The 19,165-nt window shown below is 60.4% G+C and carries 15 protein-coding genes and 1 pseudogene; 11 read left to right on the forward strand and 5 right to left on the reverse strand.

All coding sequences use genetic code 11. The annotated features are described in order from the left end of the window. Window positions 1-21: 21 nt before the first annotated feature. Both J5Y21_RS04610 and J5Y21_RS04615 read right to left on the reverse strand, forming a co-directional pair. On the reverse strand, window positions 22-4,794 hold the full coding sequence (locus tag J5Y21_RS04610; RefSeq protein WP_349236938.1) for a DEAD/DEAH box helicase: 4,773 nt from the start codon (window positions 4,792-4,794) through the stop codon (window positions 22-24). A gap of 433 nt (window positions 4,795-5,227) precedes the next feature. Beyond that, window positions 5,228-5,641 carry a hypothetical protein gene (locus tag J5Y21_RS04615; RefSeq protein ID WP_210573268.1) on the reverse strand — a complete coding sequence of 138 codons (414 nt, stop codon included), beginning with the start codon at window positions 5,639-5,641 and terminating at the stop codon, window positions 5,228-5,230. Between the two features lie 112 nt (window positions 5,642-5,753). On the opposite strand from J5Y21_RS04615, the gene J5Y21_RS04620 reads away from it, so the two are divergent. The 8 genes and pseudogenes from J5Y21_RS04620 to J5Y21_RS04655 form a co-directional block, all read left to right on the forward strand. Continuing rightward, entirely contained in the window at window positions 5,754-6,527 is a 774-nt protein-coding gene (locus tag J5Y21_RS04620; protein WP_210573270.1) for a 3'(2'),5'-bisphosphate nucleotidase CysQ, read from the forward strand. 40 nt (window positions 6,528-6,567) lie between these two features. Then, entirely contained in the window at window positions 6,568-7,377 is an 810-nt protein-coding gene (locus J5Y21_RS04625; RefSeq protein WP_210573272.1) for a thymidylate synthase, read from the forward strand. 2 nt (window positions 7,378-7,379) lie between these two features. Then, window positions 7,380-7,898 carry a dihydrofolate reductase gene (locus J5Y21_RS04630; RefSeq protein ID WP_210573274.1) on the forward strand — a complete coding sequence of 173 codons (519 nt, stop codon included), beginning with the start codon at window positions 7,380-7,382 and terminating at the stop codon, window positions 7,896-7,898. A 2-nt stretch (window positions 7,899-7,900) separates the two neighbouring features. Continuing rightward, on the forward strand, window positions 7,901-8,182 hold the full coding sequence (locus tag J5Y21_RS04635; protein WP_210573276.1) for a glutaredoxin domain-containing protein: 282 nt from the start codon (window positions 7,901-7,903) through the stop codon (window positions 8,180-8,182). Between the two features lie 123 nt (window positions 8,183-8,305). Next, entirely contained in the window at window positions 8,306-9,514 is a 1,209-nt protein-coding gene (locus J5Y21_RS04640) for a Fic family protein (protein WP_210573279.1), read from the forward strand. An 855-nt stretch (window positions 9,515-10,369) separates the two neighbouring features. After that, a complete protein-coding gene (locus J5Y21_RS04645; protein ID WP_210573281.1) occupies window positions 10,370-10,909 on the forward strand; it encodes a DUF4365 domain-containing protein in 540 nt (179 codons plus the stop codon). 3 nt (window positions 10,910-10,912) lie between these two features. Next, on the forward strand, window positions 10,913-12,082 hold the full coding sequence (locus tag J5Y21_RS04650) for a hypothetical protein (protein ID WP_210573283.1): 1,170 nt from the start codon (window positions 10,913-10,915) through the stop codon (window positions 12,080-12,082). A gap of 223 nt (window positions 12,083-12,305) precedes the next feature. After that, window positions 12,306-12,479 (forward strand): annotated as a pseudogene (locus J5Y21_RS04655) (IS256 family transposase); the annotation flags it as partial. Window positions 12,480-12,648: 169 nt separating this feature from the next. Here J5Y21_RS04655 and J5Y21_RS04660 read toward each other — a convergent pair. From J5Y21_RS04660 to J5Y21_RS04670, 3 genes are all read right to left on the reverse strand, one after another. Further along, the gene (locus J5Y21_RS04660) at window positions 12,649-12,951 is read right to left on the reverse strand and encodes a DUF732 domain-containing protein (protein ID WP_210573285.1); all 303 of its coding nucleotides are present in this window, start codon (window positions 12,949-12,951) and stop codon (window positions 12,649-12,651) included. A 202-nt stretch (window positions 12,952-13,153) separates the two neighbouring features. Further along, window positions 13,154-14,305: a replication initiation protein gene (locus J5Y21_RS04665; RefSeq protein WP_210573287.1), complete on the reverse strand. Its 1,152-nt coding sequence runs from the start codon at window positions 14,303-14,305 to the stop codon at window positions 13,154-13,156. A gap of 682 nt (window positions 14,306-14,987) precedes the next feature. Beyond that, window positions 14,988-15,197: a hypothetical protein gene (locus tag J5Y21_RS04670; protein WP_070478506.1), complete on the reverse strand. Its 210-nt coding sequence runs from the start codon at window positions 15,195-15,197 to the stop codon at window positions 14,988-14,990. A gap of 434 nt (window positions 15,198-15,631) precedes the next feature. On the opposite strand from J5Y21_RS04670, the gene J5Y21_RS04675 reads away from it, so the two are divergent. From J5Y21_RS04675 to J5Y21_RS04685, 3 genes are all read left to right on the forward strand, one after another. Beyond that, window positions 15,632-15,841, forward strand: a complete 210-nt coding sequence (locus J5Y21_RS04675) for a heavy-metal-associated domain-containing protein (protein WP_070478508.1) — start codon at window positions 15,632-15,634, stop codon at window positions 15,839-15,841. A gap of 125 nt (window positions 15,842-15,966) precedes the next feature. Further along, entirely contained in the window at window positions 15,967-16,782 is an 816-nt protein-coding gene (locus tag J5Y21_RS04680; RefSeq protein WP_083290899.1) for a hypothetical protein, read from the forward strand. Between the two features lie 47 nt (window positions 16,783-16,829). After that, the gene (locus J5Y21_RS04685; protein WP_070478511.1) at window positions 16,830-19,100 is read left to right on the forward strand and encodes a heavy metal translocating P-type ATPase; all 2,271 of its coding nucleotides are present in this window, start codon (window positions 16,830-16,832) and stop codon (window positions 19,098-19,100) included. The last annotated feature ends 65 nt before the right edge of the window (window positions 19,101-19,165 follow it).

Below are 19,165 nucleotides of genomic sequence, written 5' to 3' on the forward strand. Positions count from 1 at the left end.
AGGGTCTGCGGCGATTGTCCGTCAATGATCGTCGAAATCAAGGTCCCCGCCCAGCTCCATCGATTTGATCGCGTCGGCGACCGTCCGTCCCCGCCGCTTCGGTGCGGCAACAGTTTTTCCACCAATCTTCGCTCCGCGCGGGGATGCGCCGGCACCGTGATTCTTCAGAGTGAATGCGGGCTCGCCGTTGAGCTTTTCGACGGTCAACGGTGACAACCTTCCCGCCGCCACCGCGTCAGTGAGTGCTCCCACGACCATGGTGAGCAATTCATCCTCGGTGGCGGTGTCTTCGGGGAAACCGTCGAAAAAGGTGGTCATTGTCTTACCGCCGCGGGTGATGTGGGCGGCGAGCAGGCCGTCGATAAGCACGACGAGTGCTCCCGCCGAGCGGGTGGGTCCGGTGTCGGGCCATGGGAGAGCCGCGCCGTACGGGTTGGCGGGATCGGTGGCGGCGAGGACGTAGACCTTGGGTTCCTTCGTACCGGACGGCCAGCCGACGAGGTCGTCGTAATCCTGGTGGCCGCGCAGACGGTCGATGGTGGCAGGCGTGGAGAATTGCGCCGCGCCGAGCCCCTCAACGAGGTAGCCGCGCATGGCCTTTCCGGCTTCTTCGAATCCGGAAAGAGATTTATACGCGAGGGCGAACCCACCAACGATGTCCTCGGCGACGATGCTGCCACGGGTGACCACGCCGTAGCGGTCGAGCCACGCCTCGCCGTGCGCGAGCGAGCGCTGCGTGGGGTCGGTGTCTGGCGTGGGCGTCGCGGCCCAGCGTCCCGTCATGTCCGGCGGCGTGACGTTGGCGAATGTCGTGCGGCCGGAACGGATGCGGCTTCGCGACGGCCGACGCTTCGCGCGGTGGGCCGTCTTTCCGTGCTTGCCGCCGGCCAGGCGCGCGCGGATCGGCGCGAAGGAATCGGGCGCGATGAGTCCAGCTTCAACCAAGTCCCACATGGATTCGCGGAGTTCATCGGAGGTGGTGAACGATTCTGATGCGGGCCCGAGCAGGTCGGCGAAGAGATAACCGCCACCGACGTTGATCTTGTCCATCACGCGCTGTTGAGTGAGGCTCAGCAGCGGCTCTTCCGGAACGGGAATGAGCTGCGCGGCATAGTCGGCGGGAAGCAGCATGATCCACGGGTCGCGTGCACCGGCTTTACCGGCCCCGACGATCTGCACTTCACCGGACAACGTGAGCTCGTCGAGCATCTCCGGGGAATAGTCACCGACGCGGCTGGGAAGGATCATCGACTCCCACGCGCTGGCGGGCAGACGGATCCCGGCGAGCTGCTCGATGACAGAAAAGACGCCGTCGGCGCCGCGGAGTGCCGGCCGCTGCCCCGCCGGAGCGATATTGAGCCAGGCGGGCATGAAGCGGCCAAGGGCCGACTGGGAGACCGGGCGGGTCTGCGCTCGAGCGGCGTCGAGCGAGCGTGTGCGCACGATCCGCAGGACCTCTGCCCCCATGTATTCCTGCTCGTCGACGCCCTGGCGGTAATGGCCCTCGATGACCTTGCCGTTCTCGATGAGGCGCTTCAACGTCTCATAGGAAGCACCGACGGACAGACCGAATGCGGCGGCGAGGTCGCGCAGGGTGAACGGCCCGCGTGTGCGAACCCACCGGCTGACCAGCTGGCTGAGCGCATCCGGGATCGTGGCCACCTGGGCGGCGATGCCGGGCGGGACGGGGACGCCGAGGCCGTCGCGAAGCAATGGCGCATCGAGTGATTGGGCGAGATGCTCACGGCCGCCGATGCGCACGCGCATGATCCGCTTGCCCAGGCTCTCTTCGAGTGCCGCGACGGGAACCGAGGTGTAGAGCTCGAGCTCATCGACGGGAACGGGTCCGACGATGCGGAGCGTGTCAGCGAACTGCTCCGAAGTCTCGGCCTTTCCGAGTTGACGCAGGGAGGCATCGACCTCGGCGATCACGTCGGCGTCGAGAAGCTCACGCAATTCGACGGTGCCGAGCAATTTCGCGAGCAACGACGGATCGAGCGCGAGCGCCGCGGCGCGTTTCTCGGCGAGCGGGGTGTCGCCTTCGTACATGAACGCACCGGTGTAGTTGAACAGCAGGCTCGAGGCGAACGGGCTCGGCTGGTCCGTGGTCACTTCCGCGACGCGGATACGGCGGGTGGACAGGTTGCGCATAACATCTTGCAGCGCAGGCAAGTCGTAGACGTCTTGGAGGCACTCGCGGACCGTCTCCAAGATGATCGGGAAGGACGGGTAGTTGCGGGCGACGTCGAGAAGCTGCTCTGCGCGTTGCCGCTGCTGCCAGAGCGGTGCGCGCTTGCCTGGATTGCGGCGAGGCAGGAGCAAAGCGCGCGCGGCGCACTCACGGAAGCGGGAGGCGAAGAGCGCGGAATTGCCCACTTGCTCGGTGACGATGTCGGCGATCTCGTCGGCGTCGAACGCGAAGATCGAGCCGTCGGGTTCCTTCTCCCCTTGCGGTAGGCGGAGCACGATACCGTCATCGCCCGCGACCGCTTGGGCGTCCATGCCTGTCTCCTGCGCCACGCGCCATCCCGTGGCCAGCGCCCACGCGGCGTTGACGCCCTTGCCGAACGGCGTGTGCAGCACTACGCGCCAATCCCCCAGTTCGTCCGTGAACCGCTCGAGCACGAGCGTCTTCTCATCGGGGACGATCCCGGTCGCTTCTTCCTGCTCCTCGAGGTATTTCAGCAGGTTGCCGTGGGCGTAGGTGTCGAGGCTCGCGTCGATGATCGCTGGATCGCTCTTCGCTTCCCTGCGGAATGCGCCGAGCGCGAGACCGAGTTCATACGGCCTGCCGGCGCTGTCGCCATTCCAGAACGGCAGGCGCCCCGTGTGGCCCGGCGCGGGAGAGACCTGCACTTGGTCGCGCGTGATGTTCTCGATCCTCCAGCTCGACGCGCCGAGCGTGAACACGTCGCCGACGCGGGACTCGTAGACCATTTCCTCGTCGAGCTCGCCGACGCGGCGCGGCCCTTGTCCTCCTTCTTGATCGCTCGCGACCAGGAAGACTCCGAACATGCCTCGGTCCGGGATGGTGCCCGCGTTGGTGACGGCGACGCGCTGGGCGCCGGGGCGGGCCTTGAGCGTCGTGCCGTCGAGAATCGCGCGGGGTCGCAACTCCGCGAAATCGGTGGACGGGTAGATGCCAATGACGAGGTCGATGACAGCATCGAAGACTTCCCGGGCTAGGTCGCGGTAGGGCCAGGCGCGAGTGACGGTCTCGTACCAGTCATCCAACTCGAGGTCCTCCACCGCGACAGCGGCGACGGTCTGCTGGGCGAGCACATCGAGCGGGCTCTTCGGTGTGTGGAGCTCCTCGATGAGACCTTGGCGCATGCGCGGCACCGTCACCGCAGTTTGGACTAGGTCCGAGCGGTGCTTCGGATAAAACGAGCCTTCAGAGACCGCACCGACCGAGTGCCCGGCGCGGCCCACGCGCTGCAGACCCGAGGCGACACTCGGCGGGGATTCGACCTGCACGACCAGGTCCACCGCGCCCATGTCGATGCCGAGCTCGAGCGAGCTAGTGGACACGACCGCGCGCAGCGTGCCTTCTTTCAGCGCAGTCTCTGTCGCCTTGCGTTCTTCCTTGGAGACCGACCCGTGGTGGGCTCGCGCGATGACGGGCGCGGCTTCGCCAGCCACATCCACCGACTTCATCAACTGTGCCGGCGGGCGGCGCGTGTCCGGGCTGAGCGCGTCCGGGTCGTTCTCGGACGCCCAGATCTCGTTCAGGCGGCTGGTCAACCGTTCAGCTGTCCTGCGGGAGTTGACGAAGACGATGGTCGACTGGTGCGCCATCACCTCCTGGTAGAGCTGCGCCTCGATATGCGGCCAGATCGACGACTGCCCCGGGGTCGGTGGTGGAGCGAGGTCCTTCCTCTCTTCGGGCCCGTCCAAGTTGAAGTCGAGCACATCGTCGGAAATGGACGAGGTGTCGATCACCGCGTCCCCGATCGGCGAGCCCTCCTCCGGCACCGGCAGGTCGCTCATGTCCTCGACGGGCACGTGGACGTCGAGCTGCCACTTCTTTTCCGCCGGCGGGTTCACGATCGTGGTGCGCTCGCCCAAGAAATTCGCCACCGCGTCCAACGGCCGCACCGTCGCGGACAGGCCGATGCGTTGGAAATCGCCCGCTAATCGACGGAGGCGTTCCAACGACAGCGCCAAGTGCACGCCGCGCTTGGTGCCGGCGAGCGCGTGAATCTCATCCACGATGACTGTGTCCACCGTCTTCAAGATCCCCGCGGCCTTGGAGGTGAGCATCAAGTAAAGGCTCTCCGGGGTGGTGATGAGGATGTCCGGCGGTTTGCGGGCCTGCCGGTTGCGTTCCGCCTGTGGCGTGTCGCCGGAGCGCACAGCCACGGAGATGTCCGGCATGTCCAGCTCCATGCGCTGCGCCACACGGGCGATGCCGGTGAGAGGTGCGCGGAGGTTATTCTCCACATCCACGCCGAGGGCTTTGAGCGGCGAAATGTAGAGCACCCGCACGCCCTCGCGCGTTCCCGTGGTGGTGCGCTGGAGCGCCACATTGTCGTCGAAATGCAGGGCTTGCTGGCCGGAGCGCTGCACCATCGAATTGAGCGACCAGAGGAAAGCCGCCAGCGTCTTACCGGAACCCGTCGGGGCAACAACGAGGGTGTTCTCCCCCTCCGAGATCGATTTCCACGCGCCTTCCTGCACCGGAGTCGGCGCGGCGAAGACCTCCTCGAACCACGTGGCCACCTGCGGATGGAAGCGGTCGAGAATGCGACCAGTTTCCCCGTTTGAGGGATGGTCAGAAGGTCTGTCAGGCACGCCTTCACCATAGACGGCCGGAACATAACACCTAACTTCCCACTACTTAACACTTGTGGGATGTTATGTGGGAAGTTAAGTGAGACGGCAAACCGAAAAACGTCTCTAACTGCAAAAACGTCAACATAACACTTAACTTCCCACAGGTGTTATGTTATGTGGGAAGTTAAGTGTTATGTTGGCGCCACTGACGGGTTCACCTCGTGTTTCGAGACGGCGACAGTACCGTGGTGAATGGACAGGTCGTTCGACTCAGGCACCACGAAGGTTGGAGTGCCACAGTCAGCATGGTTGTCGGCATTCGCGCACACCTTGGATTCGTATTTCCAACTGTGGCGTCTTGGCGTTTATCTCGGGTCGGCCCCGCTCACCCTCGCAACTTCGGCTCAATTTTGCTGGTGCCAGAACTGCTGAATACGCAGAGAGGTAACTGTCAGGACTGCTTCTTTAACCACTCAGTAGCCCATTCCTCCCACAGCGCAGACAAGCTAATATCTTGTTCGAATGCAGCGCGCTTTAATTGATGAAGCAGTTCCTTATCCCTAACGTAGAGTTTCAGCGTCGCGGACCGCTCAGCATAGCTTTTTGACGGGAGCACTCTTTGATCCGGTGAAGAATCTCCAGCTTCGTCATTCATTTCACGGGCAGTACCGGAGGTCTCCGCATCAACCTCGGTGTCTGCCTCACTCAGTCCGATGAGCAAAGTCCTTCCGTCCCCGATGTCGAAAGCACGCAAGATTTCACTAGTGGGGTCCTTTGCTTTTTCTTTCTCTTCAAGGGCATTCCAGTCGGCACCAATGTTTTTCAACTCATCAATGAGGCTTTCAAGATCATTGCCACCCGTCATAAGCCCCTCACCTAATTCCCATAGAGACACGATCGCGGCCCCAGCGTAACAGTAAGCGAATGTGGCCTAACACAGCGCACGAGGACACCGCGCACGCGGTAAGGTCTAGGCCATGATGGCAACGTACTCGGACTCACGGTTGACTAACCTCATTGCGCTTGGCACCGGCGAAATCCTCAAGGGCATCCGCGGTGTGGGCCTACTGCGCGGCCGCGAGTTGGGGGAGGCAGGCGACGATCTCGCCCAGAACTGGATCGCGCGTGTGCTGGCGCAGCACCGCCCAGATGACGGCTTCTTGTCCGAGGAGGCGGTCGATGATCTGGCTCGCTTGGACAACCCGCGCGTATGGATCGTGGATCCACTGGACGGCACGAAGGAATTCGCCACCGGCCGCCAGGACTGGGCGGTGCACATCGCGCTCGTCGAAAATGGTGTGCCCACCCACGCCGCGGTCGGCCTGCCGGACCTGGGTGTGGTGTTCAAGTCCTCCGACGTGCGCCACGTCGAGGGCCCGCTGTCCCGCAAGATCGCCCTGTCGCACAACCGTCCGCCAGCTGTTGCGAAGTACGTCGCAGAGAAGATGGACTTCGAGGCCGTGGGCATCGGTTCTGCCGGCGCGAAGGCCATGCACGTGCTGCTCGGCGATTACGACGCCTATATTCACGCCGGCGGCCAGTACGAATGGGACCAGGCTGCCCCGGTGGGCGTCGCTAAGGCAGCTGGCCTTCACGCCACCCGCCTTGACGGAACCGAAGTGCGCTTCAACAACGAGGACACCTATGTCCCTGACCTGCTGATCTGCCGCCCGGAGCTCGCCGATGAAATTCTTGAGCACGCTGCGGCGTATAAGGAAGAGCACGGCAGCTACGAAGGCATCGCCAAGTAGCCGCACCACACCCCCGCACGACCCCGCAAAGAGTGAGTGAATGACTGGGACGACCATCCCCACCCCGTACGAAGATCTGCTGCGCGAAATCCTTGAGACTGGCGCTCCGAAGTCCGACCGCACCGGCACCGGCACGATCAGCGTGTTCGGCAAGCAGCTGCGCTACGACCTCGCCGATTCTTTCCCCTTGTTGACCACGAAGAAGGTCTACTTCAAAGGCGTCGTGGGCGAGCTGTTGTGGTTCCTGAAGGGCGATTCGAATGTCCGCTGGCTGCAGGAGAATAATGTCCGCATCTGGAACGAGTGGGCGGATGAAAATGGCGAGCTCGGCCCGGTCTACGGTGTCCAGTGGCGCTCCTGGCCGACCCCGGACGGCCAGCACATCGACCAGATCCAGAATGCGCTCGACCTGCTCACCAGCGACCCGGAATCACGCCGCAACGTGGTCTCGGCGTGGAATGTCTCGGAGCTAGACAAGATGGCGCTCATGCCGTGCCATCTGCTCTTCCAGCTCTACGTCGCCGACGGCAAGCTGTCCATGCAGGTCTACCAGCGCTCCGCGGACATGTTCTTGGGCGTGCCGTTCAATATCGCGTCCTATTCTCTGCTCACCCACATGTTCGCGCAGCAGGCGGGCCTCGAGGTCGGCGAGCTGATCTGGACGGGCGGCGACTGCCACATCTACAACGACCACATTGAGCAGGTCAAAGAACAGCTGTCGCGCGATCCGCGCCCGTACCCGCAGCTGGAGCTCACCAAGGCGGAGTCCATCTTCGATTACGGCTTCGAGGATATTGCGGTCACCGGGTACGACCCGCACCCGACAATCACGGCGAAGGTCTCGGTATAAGAATGGTCGGCGCAATCTGGGCCCAGTCCGTCGACCGCATCATCGGCAACGGTGCGGGCATGCCGTGGCACCTGCCGGAGGACCTCAAGCATTTCAAGGAGACCACGCTGGGCGGCCCGGTCATCATGGGTCGTCGCACGTGGGATTCTCTGCCGATCAAACCGCTGCCGAGTCGCACGAACATCATCATTTCCTCGCGCGAAGCAGGCACGTGGTCGAAGGGCGCGTACGTCTACCGCGACCTGCCTGACTTCGACGCAGACGCATGGATCATCGGCGGGGCTCAACTTTATGAAGCCACGCTCGACGAGGTCGACGTCATCGAGCGCACGCTTATCGACGTCCACCTCGCCCCTTACCTCCCCCACGATGCCGTGTACGCTCCCCAGATCACCGAGGATTTCGACCTGGTCAGCGAAACTGACTGGTTCACCTCTGATCGCGGCCGCGTGACTATCGAGGGCGTTGAGGACTCTCCGCTGCGCTACCGCTTCCAACGATTCGAACAAAAGGCCCAATAACAATGGCTACCACCCCGGAAACGACCTCCCCCGTCACCGTCTTCGCCGCCTCCTGGTGCCCGTTCTGCTCTCGGCTCATCGCCGACCTCGATCGCGCCGACCTGCCGGAGGGCTCTGTCGAGATCGTCGATGTCGATGCCCCCGGCACCGAATCCATCTCCGAGTGGATCGAGTCCGTCAACAACGGCAACCGCGTCGTGCCCACCGTCCTCTACTCCGACGGCACCCACGCCACCAACCCGCCCGCAGCCGACGTGCTCGCCAAGATCACGGAGCTGAGCTAACACCAAAACTGCAATTTACAGCCGCTCCCCCAGCCCGTATTTTTCAAAATGCGGGCTTTTTGCAAAATACAGGCTTAAGATAGGTCTCTAAATTGCACCCCGACAACCAGGGAAATTCGCAACATGAGCCCCTACAAGCAGCTAAAACAGGTCTTCCACAGCCATCAACACGGTGAAAAAATCGCAAAGGAGCAGCACGAGCTGCGTCTTTCCTCGCCCGCGACGGTCACCTGGGACTTCAACGTGGGCGACCACCCCTTGTTTGTCGTGCATACGAACGAGGTTGTGGAAGCGATTGAGCAGGTGTGGAGCAACGAACTACGGATCGCCCCTGAATGGGCATCACTTCCCGATGCCGCCAAGAGCCACTACCTGAGCGACCTCCTTATCGAAGAGATCAAGGCAACGAACAGCATCGAAGGTATTCGCTCCACTCGCCAGGAAATCGCCGAAGCACTGAAGCAACCACGGACAACCGCGCACAAGCGATTCCGCGAAATGGCAGCCTTGTACTCATCTCTGCTCTTTCCCCGGGAAGATGCACGGGCCTTCCCCCAGTCACCACAAGCGCTTCGCTCGCTTTACGACGAACTTCTGGCCGACGAGATTGCCGATAGCGACAAGCCTGACGGTCAGTTATTCCGTGCCCACTCAGTTTCGATTCACGATGGACAGAAAGAGATTCATGCCGCCCCGACGGACGAAGCCGAAATCACCGCGAGACTCGAGACCTTCCTTGCTACGCAAAACGTGGACAGCCACCGCCTGGTGAATGCTTTCATGGGGCACTTCATGTTCGAATACACTCACCCGTTCTACGACGGAAACGGCCGCATCGGCCGCTTTCTCTTGGCTTTCGCCCTGATTAAGGCGCTGTCCGCCCCCACTGCAATGTCAGTATCGCACCAGTTTTCCATCCAGCGCGCCAAGTACTACAAAGCGTTCGAGGAGACAGAGGCACCTCTCAATCGAGGCGAAGGAACCTTCTTCCTGCTCAAAATGCTCACGATTTTGACCGACGCTCAAGAGCAGCTCGAAAAGTCCCTTACGGAAAAACTGGCATCGCTTCATTCACTGCGTGAGAACGCAGCGAAGGTAGAACTACCCGAAAACCAAGGCCAAATTCTTTTCATTCTTGGCCAAGCCAAGCTCTTCGGCCCCGATGCACCGGTGGCAGCAAGAGACTTGCAGGAATACCTCAACCGTTCCTGGAATACCGTTCGCGATCACGTGACGGAACTCCAGGAAAGCGGCCTTATCGTCGCTGTGAAGAAACGCCCTTTAGAGCTCGCTCTGACTCCAAAAGCCCTCGATGTGCTGGGGTTGGATTGACGCAAAAGGGGGGTTTCAGAAAACTCCTGGTCAAGTCCCGGGTAGTGGATTGCTGCGAATTGTCCACACTCGCGCGGTGGTGTTGAACTGCCAAAAACGGACGACTTTCGACACTTTTTGCCCGGTGTCGCGCGGTCGGTGATTCCTGCTTTACTTGAGCCGTTAGCCGGGCGCTATCGAACTGCCGACTTGACCAGGTCGCCGAGACGACACCGTTCACCTATTGCCGGAGCGGGGCTATCTAGGAAATGAATGTGAGATTACGATCCCCTCTAAACTCACACTGCTGCGCAGGTGCATCTTAGCGCCGATTCGGAGTGGCAAGAGAGGGGGCCACTTGCACGCGGCAGCACGTTGCTTACACGTCCGAGGGGCTGTGATGGCACGGTGGGTATGTGTTGCCCAAGTAACCCCTAAACCATCACCCGTTTCTCCTGCTCAGCGCCAACATTTTCCTTTTTTGGAAATAGTTGACTTGCTCACCCACCTCGGTGGTTGCAAGCTCCACCTTGCAGCGAGTGCATAGAAGTTGGACCACCGAGTACAGGGACGCGTTGAAAGCTGCGTGCTGACACGGGGCGAAAAGTTGTAAGGGCGAAGTACGCGGTGACCAGAGCGCGCCTGCATTGTGGTGGGTCATGCTCCCCAGTCTTCTCGGGGAGGTGCTCGACAGTTTGGGGTGAGAACCTTTGCTCAATTTAGGATATGCAGTATTACAATCCCGGCCCTCACGGCACTAAGCGAGGAGGCAATGTTGGCGCTTTTCCCAGGTTATGGTTATGGGACGAAGCTCTAGATAGATTTTTCCTCATGCCGCACCTTCCCTGTCTAGCAGTACCCGTTATCATTCGAAGCGTGAACCCACTGCCGAAGCTTGACGAGAGAACGTTGCACCCTCTCGATGCTGCTATCGGCATGACTGCGCGTTCCGAAGAGTTTTCTGCTGCCTACGTAGCCCAGGTTTGCGCCCAGGATGGGTTCCAGTTCATCACGCACCGCCAGGACTATCAGGCAATTGACGGGGACATCGTCTTTCGAGAGACTAACCTGCGTGTGCAGCTGAAAAGCACAACTCAGGAGAAGTACTGGAAAGACAATTTCTCGTTCCCTCTCCACAAGGAGTGGCTTGAGAAATGGGCTGAGTCGAAGATCCCAGTAATTCTGGTTCTGGTGGTTATCAACTCGCCGGACGGGAAATGGGCAAACCATGATAACGACTTGCTGAGTTTCCCTGTCCGCGGGTATTGGACCCGGGTCGATGACTTCGCGAAGAACAACCTGTATATGGAAGCCCAGTCCAAAGTCGTGAGTTTAGGAACGGAAGATCGCGTGACATCTCATTCCATTCGTGACTGGCACGATGTCGCTATTAGCGCTTTTGGGGGAGGTGTTTAAGCCATGAGCTTCACACTTGAGCGTTCCAACCTTACGGAATGGCTGGCCCAACATGAGTGGTCCGCTGTTTCCCGGGGTGAACTTGGCGAGTTGTGGTCTCGTAAAGGTCAGCCCGAAACCCAAGTGGCAGTACCAAAATCATTTGACGATGATCCCAGGGCACTTGAAGCGACTGTCGAGCGCTTGGCGTATTGGGAACAGATAAGTCCTGACATTCTGCGACGCCGTCTACTGCTGTGGAATGTGGATGTCAGCGAGTTTCGCTCCAACGTCGGAACCGATACCGACTTCGGTGTATCCGCGGCCCAGCTTAAGGTCGTTAACGACCTGCTCTCTGGGGCAGACCGGATTTGGCGAGCTGTCGCGCATACTGCAATAAAGCAAACGGCTCAGGTTGGAAACTTGTCTGCCGCTGATGAGGTTCGCTACGAATCAGTCATGGCGGGCTTCACGGAGAAGGGGTCCTACAAGCTCCCTGTGTACGTCAAGCTGGGCAAACCTACTGTTGACAACGCACTGCCAGTGATGGTTCCGGACGAAAAGCGCGTGATGACGTCTTCCCTAGCCAAGGCGCTTCAGGCAGTCAACGAGTTCGTTATCCAGCCACCGACGTTCGACCTCCAAGACGACGACCTACGCGAAATGGTCAATCAAGGCGTAAGCAGAGAACTCATCGTAGGAATCGCTGAAATTCTTTCTGAAGGCTCCAATGATGCGACAACCGAGTTCGAGTGGGCTCCTTCCCACAGTCAAACTGTCGGTGCGAACAGCCTTCCACGTCACTTTGAGTTCTCTGCGTCCTGCCACGACTTGCTCACTGAGACAGCCAATCGATTGACAGTGCAAATTGAACCGGAAAAGGACACATTTGTTGGCAAGCTTCTCGGCGTAGAAAAAGAAGCGCTGGACTCCGACTTGTACCAAGTCACACTAGCGGTTCCGAAGAATAGTGAACGGCTCAACCCGGATGCCGAGATGAACTACAAACTTCAGGTGTCCGTGTCGGAGCAGGACTACGACTTGCGACACATTTTCAACTGGCTGGAGCAGAAGACCACGGTAAGGGTTCGCGGGGTAGTCAATCGAAACACCACGCCCCGGCACATGGAAAGTCCGGAGAGCTTCGCTCCGATGTGGATTCAAAGCTCGACGGACGACGAACTCAACTCCTGACGCAGACTCGCGAAACGAATCACGCACCGAAAACGCTACGTGGAGTCGAGGCCCCCTTAGCGGATCGAACCGTCCTGTCATCCCCCATCGAATCGATTACCGCCCCGAGACCCGCTACGAGGTCCGGGGCGGTAACCTGCCGGAGCACACAGGTTAGAGCCTCGGCATCCGCACCGTCACCGAACCGGCAACCAAGTCGGCCCACGAGTCGGAAGAGGCAATGTCGTGGCTGATGATCTGCAATATCGAGGACAAGCGCGCCGCCCAGCGAGCCAAGAAAGCGAAACGCGACATCGAATGCAACGGCTATATTGAAGGAGCGAAAGCCACCGGATGGAAACAAGTCATCAACCAACTAGCCGTGGCTTACCCTGACCGATTCGCGGATTACTTGTAAACCAAGCCCCCGCACACAAACAATCGGACACTCTCGCGTAGTGTGAACGCCTCGGCTACCGTTTGGTTCTCAAGCTCAAGCACGAGTCGATAATCGCCTCTTTCGTGTCGCGGTCAACGCGCCGTCTAGTGTAGAATACGCGTGCGACCAATGCCGAACACTTATTCGACTACCAGTCGATGACCTCCGGACAGACGATGGAGACCGAGGTTGCGACTACCCACTCTGCCTCCTCTTTGTCCATGCCGACTAGTTGCAGTGACTGAGCGTTAGCTTCCATCGACTCCTCGGCCCCTTTGTCACTGTCCTTGACGGACTCGCACGTACCATCTGCGAAGGTTTGGAATGTCTCAGCGTCCATCGGGTAACCCTTCTCTGTCAGGTACTCAGCCCCCTGCTCATACTTGGCGTTGCTACAAGCAGCGAGGGGGAGGGCCAGGGCAACGGCGATAACGGCGGTTAGCTTCTTCATGTTTCGGTCTCCTCAGGCAGGCTTAAAACGGTGGTTCTGAACCGTCATTCTGCCCGAATCCGCCACGGTCCGGAGCACTATTCCACGGGTCCTGCTGGGCGGCCTCGGCGGGAGCCGGGCTACTACTTTCGACGGGGCCGAACCTTACGTTCACGGCTGCTTCCTTGGCATGATTCCAATCCTTCTCTAGAAATGATCGGAACTAAACCCAGGACACTTCATTGTTCCTAGATTGGGTAACATAGCCTCTAACGCGTCTAGCCATCGTCTGGCGGTCACGCATAGGCGGCATCTCACTACGCCGTCCTGCCGCGCCCACGTGCTGCGCAATGTTGTACGCATGCTCATAGGCATCGATGATGGCCGCATCGGTGAGGCGTTGTCCAGCAGCACGGAGCCGGTGTCCGGTCTTTAAAGCATGGCGGAACGCCGTTTCATCACGGGCCGCGCACCCTTGACTAATCCAAAGGACACGGACGCCGTCGATCAGTTCTGGGTCATATTGATCAAGTCCTGCGCCTATTTCGTTTTCAACATCTTCTGCAAGAGCTTTGAAGGCTTGGGCTTCTTCTCGACGAGCCTTCACTGCATTGATGAGTTCACGACCAGAGCTAAATTGCTGACGCATGTTTTTACCGTACTGAGGGTGTCCAGCCATCTCACGCACCTGCCTTAGAAAGTCCTGGAGGCGAATGACGCGATCGTGTTGGTGATACCAGCGATATGCCTCTACTGACTTACCAGTATAAAAAGGACTACGACTAAAACGGTGCGCAAAGTGCGGGTCATGTGCGAGAAGAGCGCCTAACTCCTGGCTCGTAGCTTTTAGCAGCTCCATATTGCTGGAATGCTTATTTTTGCCGGTATACACCGGGTCAATCAGCCAAATAAACTGAGCTTTACCACTTAGCGGATTAATCCCGGCCCATGCTGGCCCAATGCCTCGCTGGACAAGGGCGAAGATAACGCTTTTAACATAAGCATTGAGATGAACTGGATGGCCTCCAGATTCTCCGGGCTGGTCAACATCAATAACCATAACCGCAGAATATTGCTTATTCGTCAGCATGACGTATTCACATCGACCGAGTTTCTCCGAATCAGTGCGATAAAGTCTCGGAACGCTGCGCTTCTTACCGGTTTCTTCATCTACCACGACACGGTAAGCACTTTGAAAGTCACGGCTGATAGAACCGTGTAGCGCATCACGCCCAAGATGCTGGAGGAGTTTTTCCCGGTCAAGCTGACTTGCCGGAGTATCATCTAGACCTGCGCAATCCTGGCGCACTCTAGATGGCGTACCAACACGCGCACCGGTCAAAGTGCCCGGAGAGGAATCATTAGATAGAATCATGCACATGCTTTCCCCCAGCTACTACTGGGTGATAAGCGAAGGTCACTTGGTTGCCGCCGAGTGGCCTTCTTTCGTCTTTAGTATCTCTCAACTGTAAAACACATGACTGTCATTTTGTGCGAGACACACATAAAGATATGTTTTACCTGCAGTAACAGTGTTTGAAATATATTGCAACAAATGCTAAAACCGCAGAGTATCCTGCATAGATACAAGACATCGACTATGGATCATAGGGGTTAGCGGTACTCATGTGTACTGCCGTCCAAATCAAAGGCTTGGTTGTCACCGAGGCAACCAGGACTACTCCAAGCACCACAGCCTCCAGGACTACAGATAACCAAAGAGCCTTTAAAGAGAAACCACATAGATAAACCCCAGTACTTTCTTCCTCACTGCCAATGCTCACTGGAGTGAACAATCCCTTGTGACTTTTGTCGAAGCTCCGCACAATGGTTATAGGCTGCTTCCCCCCGAACGGCCACTATGTATAAGTTCTAGCCCTGCCTCTCGCCCCTCAGGCAGGGCTAGAACTCGTTAATGATTTCTGAGTCAATCGAATACGAACACTTCAGAGTACTAAGAGTGCAACTCCTACGGTAATCATCCGTTCTCGCCACGTAACTACTAGATGAGGGCACCCCTACCGGTAATCACTAATACAGGGTGCCTATCGTGATGATTACTTTGACTGCTGCTCGTCCTTGGCGGCGACAATCATGTGCGCTAGCACCTCCAGGAACTTATTGAGGTTGCCTGGATCTGCCGTGATGGTTTCGAAGACTTCCTGAGACTCCCGGGCCGCCTGCACGAGTGCGCCGAACCCTTTGTTTTTAAAAGCGTCAGTGCCAGCAACCTGTGAGGGGTTATTTTTCCTGACTAATGCCTGCACAGGGGCTGCTAACTGTCTCCGGCGTAACTGAGCACTCCAGCTGGGATTCGTCTGTTCCACTCACCAATCTCGAACGCCTGCGAATCCAGTTGACATGGCCGGCTTCGTACCATGAGCACCAGCGACTGATCGGTGTTTGGTGGTGTCCGGCCCGTACCGGTCGTCACTGCCTTCGCCGACGTGGCAAGGAAGTCCACGGTTCTCATTAGACCGGGACCACTACTCTCCGACGCGCAGCGACACCGTCCAGCGGGTCGCCCCGCAGCATCGTTTCGCCACGAGGCGCATGTCGGACGCTCCAGCCATCGTCTGCAGCACGCGTGCGATGTGGCTCATACGACCACCCCCTTCTTGCGGAATACCTGCCAGGGGTATACTGTTGACTTGTACAGGTACCCGGTAGGGGTACTACAGAGACACAAGGAGGATACATAATGGCTTCGAACAATTACCAGGTGACGGGCATGACCTGCGGGCACTGCGAGATGTCGGTCCGCGAGGAAGTCGGTGAGATCCCCGGCGTCCAGGACATCCAGGTCAGCGCGCAGACCGGCAAGCTTAACGTCACCGCCGAGGGCGAGATTGACGATGCCAAGGTCCTCGCGGCGGTCGAGGAGGCCGGCTACTCGGCGGTGCGTGTCTGATGAAGGCCGGAGGACGGCTTGCGCTCTACGGGGCCGGGCTGGTGGTGGCGTTCGGCGGGGCCTTCGGCCTTGCCGGCGCCGTCATTCCTGACAGCTTCGTAGCAGCATGGGCAGAAGGAAGTGACGTGAACACACACGGTGAAGGACACGGCGGCGCTGCGCAAGAAACTGCGGAGCCCACTCTGAACGGGGTCTCCGCAAGCGCGGACGGCTTCGTACTTTCCCCAGTCCAGGCTCCCACGGCTGCAGGCGAGGATGGAGACCTGAGTTTCCAGATCCTCGACGAGTCCGGCGAAGCGGTGACCGAGTACACTACCGCGCACGAGAAGGACCTGCATCTGATCGCCGTTCGCACCGATGGTACTGGTTTCCAGCACGTGCACCCCGAGCTTGACACGAGCACAGGCACTTGGTCGGTGCCGTGGACCTGGGACGAGGCGGGCACCTACCGCGTGTACGCCGACTTCACACCCGAGGGCGAGGGAGCCGAAGGGATCACCCTGACTCGCGCCGTCGAGGTGGCGGGCGACTTCGCCCCTGTTGAGACCGAGTCACAGACCACCGACGAGGTCGACGGATACACCGTCTCCCTGAATGGCGACCTTACCGCCGGCACCTCAAGCGAGCTCACCATCTCGGTCGAGCGCGACGGTCAGCCGGTGACCACGCTGGAGCCCTACCTGGGCGCGTTTGGCCACCTGGTGGCGCTGCGCGAAGGCGACCTCGCCTACTTGCACGTCCACGCCGAGGGCGACGAGCCCCAGGCCAGGGACACGGCCGGACCCGAGATCGGATTCGCAGCGGAGGCCCCGACCGCCGACCGTTACCTGCTCTACCTGGACTTCCAGGTCGATGGGCAGGTGCACACCGCCGAGTTCGTGATCGACGCCGAGCATGGTGACGGCTCGCAGACAGACGATTCGCATACCGGCGGCCACTGACCCGCAGGGCCTGGCGTCGCACGAGAGATGAAGAGAGAAGGAAGAGGATGAGTACATTAGCGCCCCCCATCGGTGGGCCGGACATCGAGCTGGAGATCGGCGGGATGACCTGCGCCTCCTGTGCGAACCGGATCGAGAAGAAGCTGAACAAGCTCGAGGGCGTCGCGGCCACGGTCAACTACGCCACCGAGAAGGCCAAGGTCACCGTGCCTGCCGGCTACGATCCGGGCCTGCTGGTCGCCGAGGTCGAGAAGACCGGCTACACGGCTGCGCTGCCCAAGCCCAAGGGCACCACGGCGAACACGTCGGAGACCGAGGCCGGGGAGGAGGAAGACACTGAGCTCACCTCGCTGCGCCATCGGCTAGTCGGCGCCATTGTGCTCACGGTTCCCGTGATCGCCATGGCCATGATCCCCGCACTGCAGTTCGTATATTGGCAGTGGGCCTCACTCGCGCTTGCCGCCCCGGTGATCATCTGGGCAGCCTGGCCGTTCCATAAGGCCGCATGGACGAACCTCAAGCACGGTACCGCGACGATGGACACACTCATCTCGATGGGCACCTCGGTCGCACTGCTGTGGTCCGTCTACGCACTATTCTTCGGAACCGCTGGCACACCCGGGATGACGCACCCGTTCGAGTTCACGATCGCTCCCTCGGATGGCGCGGCGAACATCTATCTCGAAGTTGGCGCGGGCGTGACGATGTTCATCCTCGCCGGCCGCTACTTCGAGAAGCGCTCCAAACGCCAGGCCGGGGCCGCGCTGCGCGCCCTCCTGGAGCTCGGCGCGAAGGAAGTCGCCGTGCTCCGCGACGGCGTTGAGGTGAAGATCCCCACCTCTGACCTCCAGGTCGGCGACGAGTTCATCGTTCGTCCGGGTGAGAAGATCGCCACCGACGGCATCGTGGTCTCCGGCTCCTCCGCGGTGGACGCCTCCATGCTCACCGGCGAGTCCGTACCGGTCGAGGTCCGCGAGGGCGACTCGGTCACCGGTGCCACCGTCAACGCGGGCGGCCGCCTTGTCGTGCGGGCGACCCGTGTCGGTTCGGACACGCAGCTTGCGCAGATGGCGAAGCTCGTCGAGGATGCGCAGACTGGCAAGGCCGAGGTGCAGCGTCTGGCTGACACGATCTCCGGCGTGTTCGTGCCGATCGTCATCGTCGTCGCGTTCATCACCCTCGGCGCCTGGCTGGGAGCCGGATTCCCCGTCGCCGCCGCGTTCACCGCAGCGGTCGCCGTGCTCGTTATCGCCTGCCCCTGCGCGCTGGGACTCGCGACTCCGACCGCGCTGCTGGTCGGCACCGGCCGCGGGGCGCAGATGGGCATCCTCATCAAGGGCCCAGAGGTGCTGGAGTCCACCCGCAAGGTCGATACCGTCGTGCTCGACAAGACCGGTACCGTCACCAGCGGCAAGATGACCCTGACAGATGTGATCACCGAATCCGGTGTGGACCGTGCCGAGCTGCTGCGCTTCGCGGGTGCGTTGGAGGACTCCTCGGAGCACCCGATCGCGCAGGCGATCGCCAAGGGCGCCACCCAGGAAGTCGGCCAGTTGCCCACGCCCGAGGACTTCGCCAATGTTGAAGGCAAGGGCGTGCAGGGCATCGTCGAGGGCACCCCGGTCGTCGTCGGACGCGAGTCGCTGCTGGCCGACTGGTCACAGAAGCTCTCTCCGGAGGTCGCACGGGCGAAGGCTCAAGCTGAGGGTGAAGGCAAGACGGTCGTCGCGATCGGCTGGGACGGTGCTGCGCGCGGCATCCTCGTCGTCGCCGACACCGTCAAGCCCACGAGCGCGGAGGCGATCCGCGGGCTCAAGGAGATCGGCCTGACCCCGGTGCTGCTCACCGGTGACAATGAGGCCGTGGCCCGCCAGATCGCCGCCGAGGTCGGCATCGAGGAGGTCATCGCCGAGGTGCTGCCCAAGGACAAGGTCGACGTCGTCACCCGTCTCCAGGGCGAGGGCAAGATCGTCGCGATGGTCGGCGACGGCGTCAACGACGCCCCCGCGCTCGCGCAGGCCGATCTGGGCCTGGCGATGGGCACCGGCACGGACGTCGCGATCGAGGCCTCCGACATCACCCTGGTCCGCGGCGACCTGCGGGCCGCGGTCGACGCGATCCGTCTGTCTCGGAAGACACTTTCGACGATCAAGACCAACCTGTTCTGGGCATTCGCCTATAACACCGCCGCGATCCCAGTCGCAGCGCTGGGCATGCTCAACCCCATGCTCGCAGGCGCGGCGATGGCGTTCTCCAGCGTCTTCGTCGTCGGCAACAGCCTCCGCCTGCGCGGGTTCAAGAGCGTCGCCACGAAGTGACGAACGAGAACCCACCCATCCATACCAATCCGATACAGAACCCACCCATCCATACGAATCCGATA

This window comes from Corynebacterium sp. Marseille-P3884 (genome assembly GCF_017942225.1).
GTDB lineage: Bacteria > Actinomycetota > Actinomycetes > Mycobacteriales > Mycobacteriaceae > Corynebacterium.

Coding starts and splice junctions, on each gene's coding strand:
- J5Y21_RS04625 (WP_210573272.1), top strand. CDS start 6,568: ATGACTGGGACGACCATCCCCACCCCGTACGAAGATCTGCTGCGCGAA.
- J5Y21_RS04640 (WP_210573279.1), top strand. CDS start 8,306: ATGAGCCCCTACAAGCAGCTAAAACAGGTCTTCCACAGCCATCAACAC.
- J5Y21_RS04635 (WP_210573276.1), top strand. CDS start 7,901: ATGGCTACCACCCCGGAAACGACCTCCCCCGTCACCGTCTTCGCCGCC.
- J5Y21_RS04660 (WP_210573285.1), bottom strand. CDS start 12,951: ATGAAGAAGCTAACCGCCGTTATCGCCGTTGCCCTGGCCCTCCCCCTC.
- J5Y21_RS04630 (WP_210573274.1), top strand. CDS start 7,380: ATGGTCGGCGCAATCTGGGCCCAGTCCGTCGACCGCATCATCGGCAAC.
- J5Y21_RS04620 (WP_210573270.1), top strand. CDS start 5,754: ATGATGGCAACGTACTCGGACTCACGGTTGACTAACCTCATTGCGCTT.
- J5Y21_RS04650 (WP_210573283.1), top strand. CDS start 10,913: ATGAGCTTCACACTTGAGCGTTCCAACCTTACGGAATGGCTGGCCCAA.
- J5Y21_RS04665 (WP_210573287.1), bottom strand. CDS start 14,305: ATGATTCTATCTAATGATTCCTCTCCGGGCACTTTGACCGGTGCGCGT.
- J5Y21_RS04615 (WP_210573268.1), bottom strand. CDS start 5,641: ATGACGGGTGGCAATGATCTTGAAAGCCTCATTGATGAGTTGAAAAAC.
- J5Y21_RS04675 (WP_070478508.1), top strand. CDS start 15,632: ATGGCTTCGAACAATTACCAGGTGACGGGCATGACCTGCGGGCACTGC.
- J5Y21_RS04685 (WP_070478511.1), top strand. CDS start 16,830: ATGAGTACATTAGCGCCCCCCATCGGTGGGCCGGACATCGAGCTGGAG.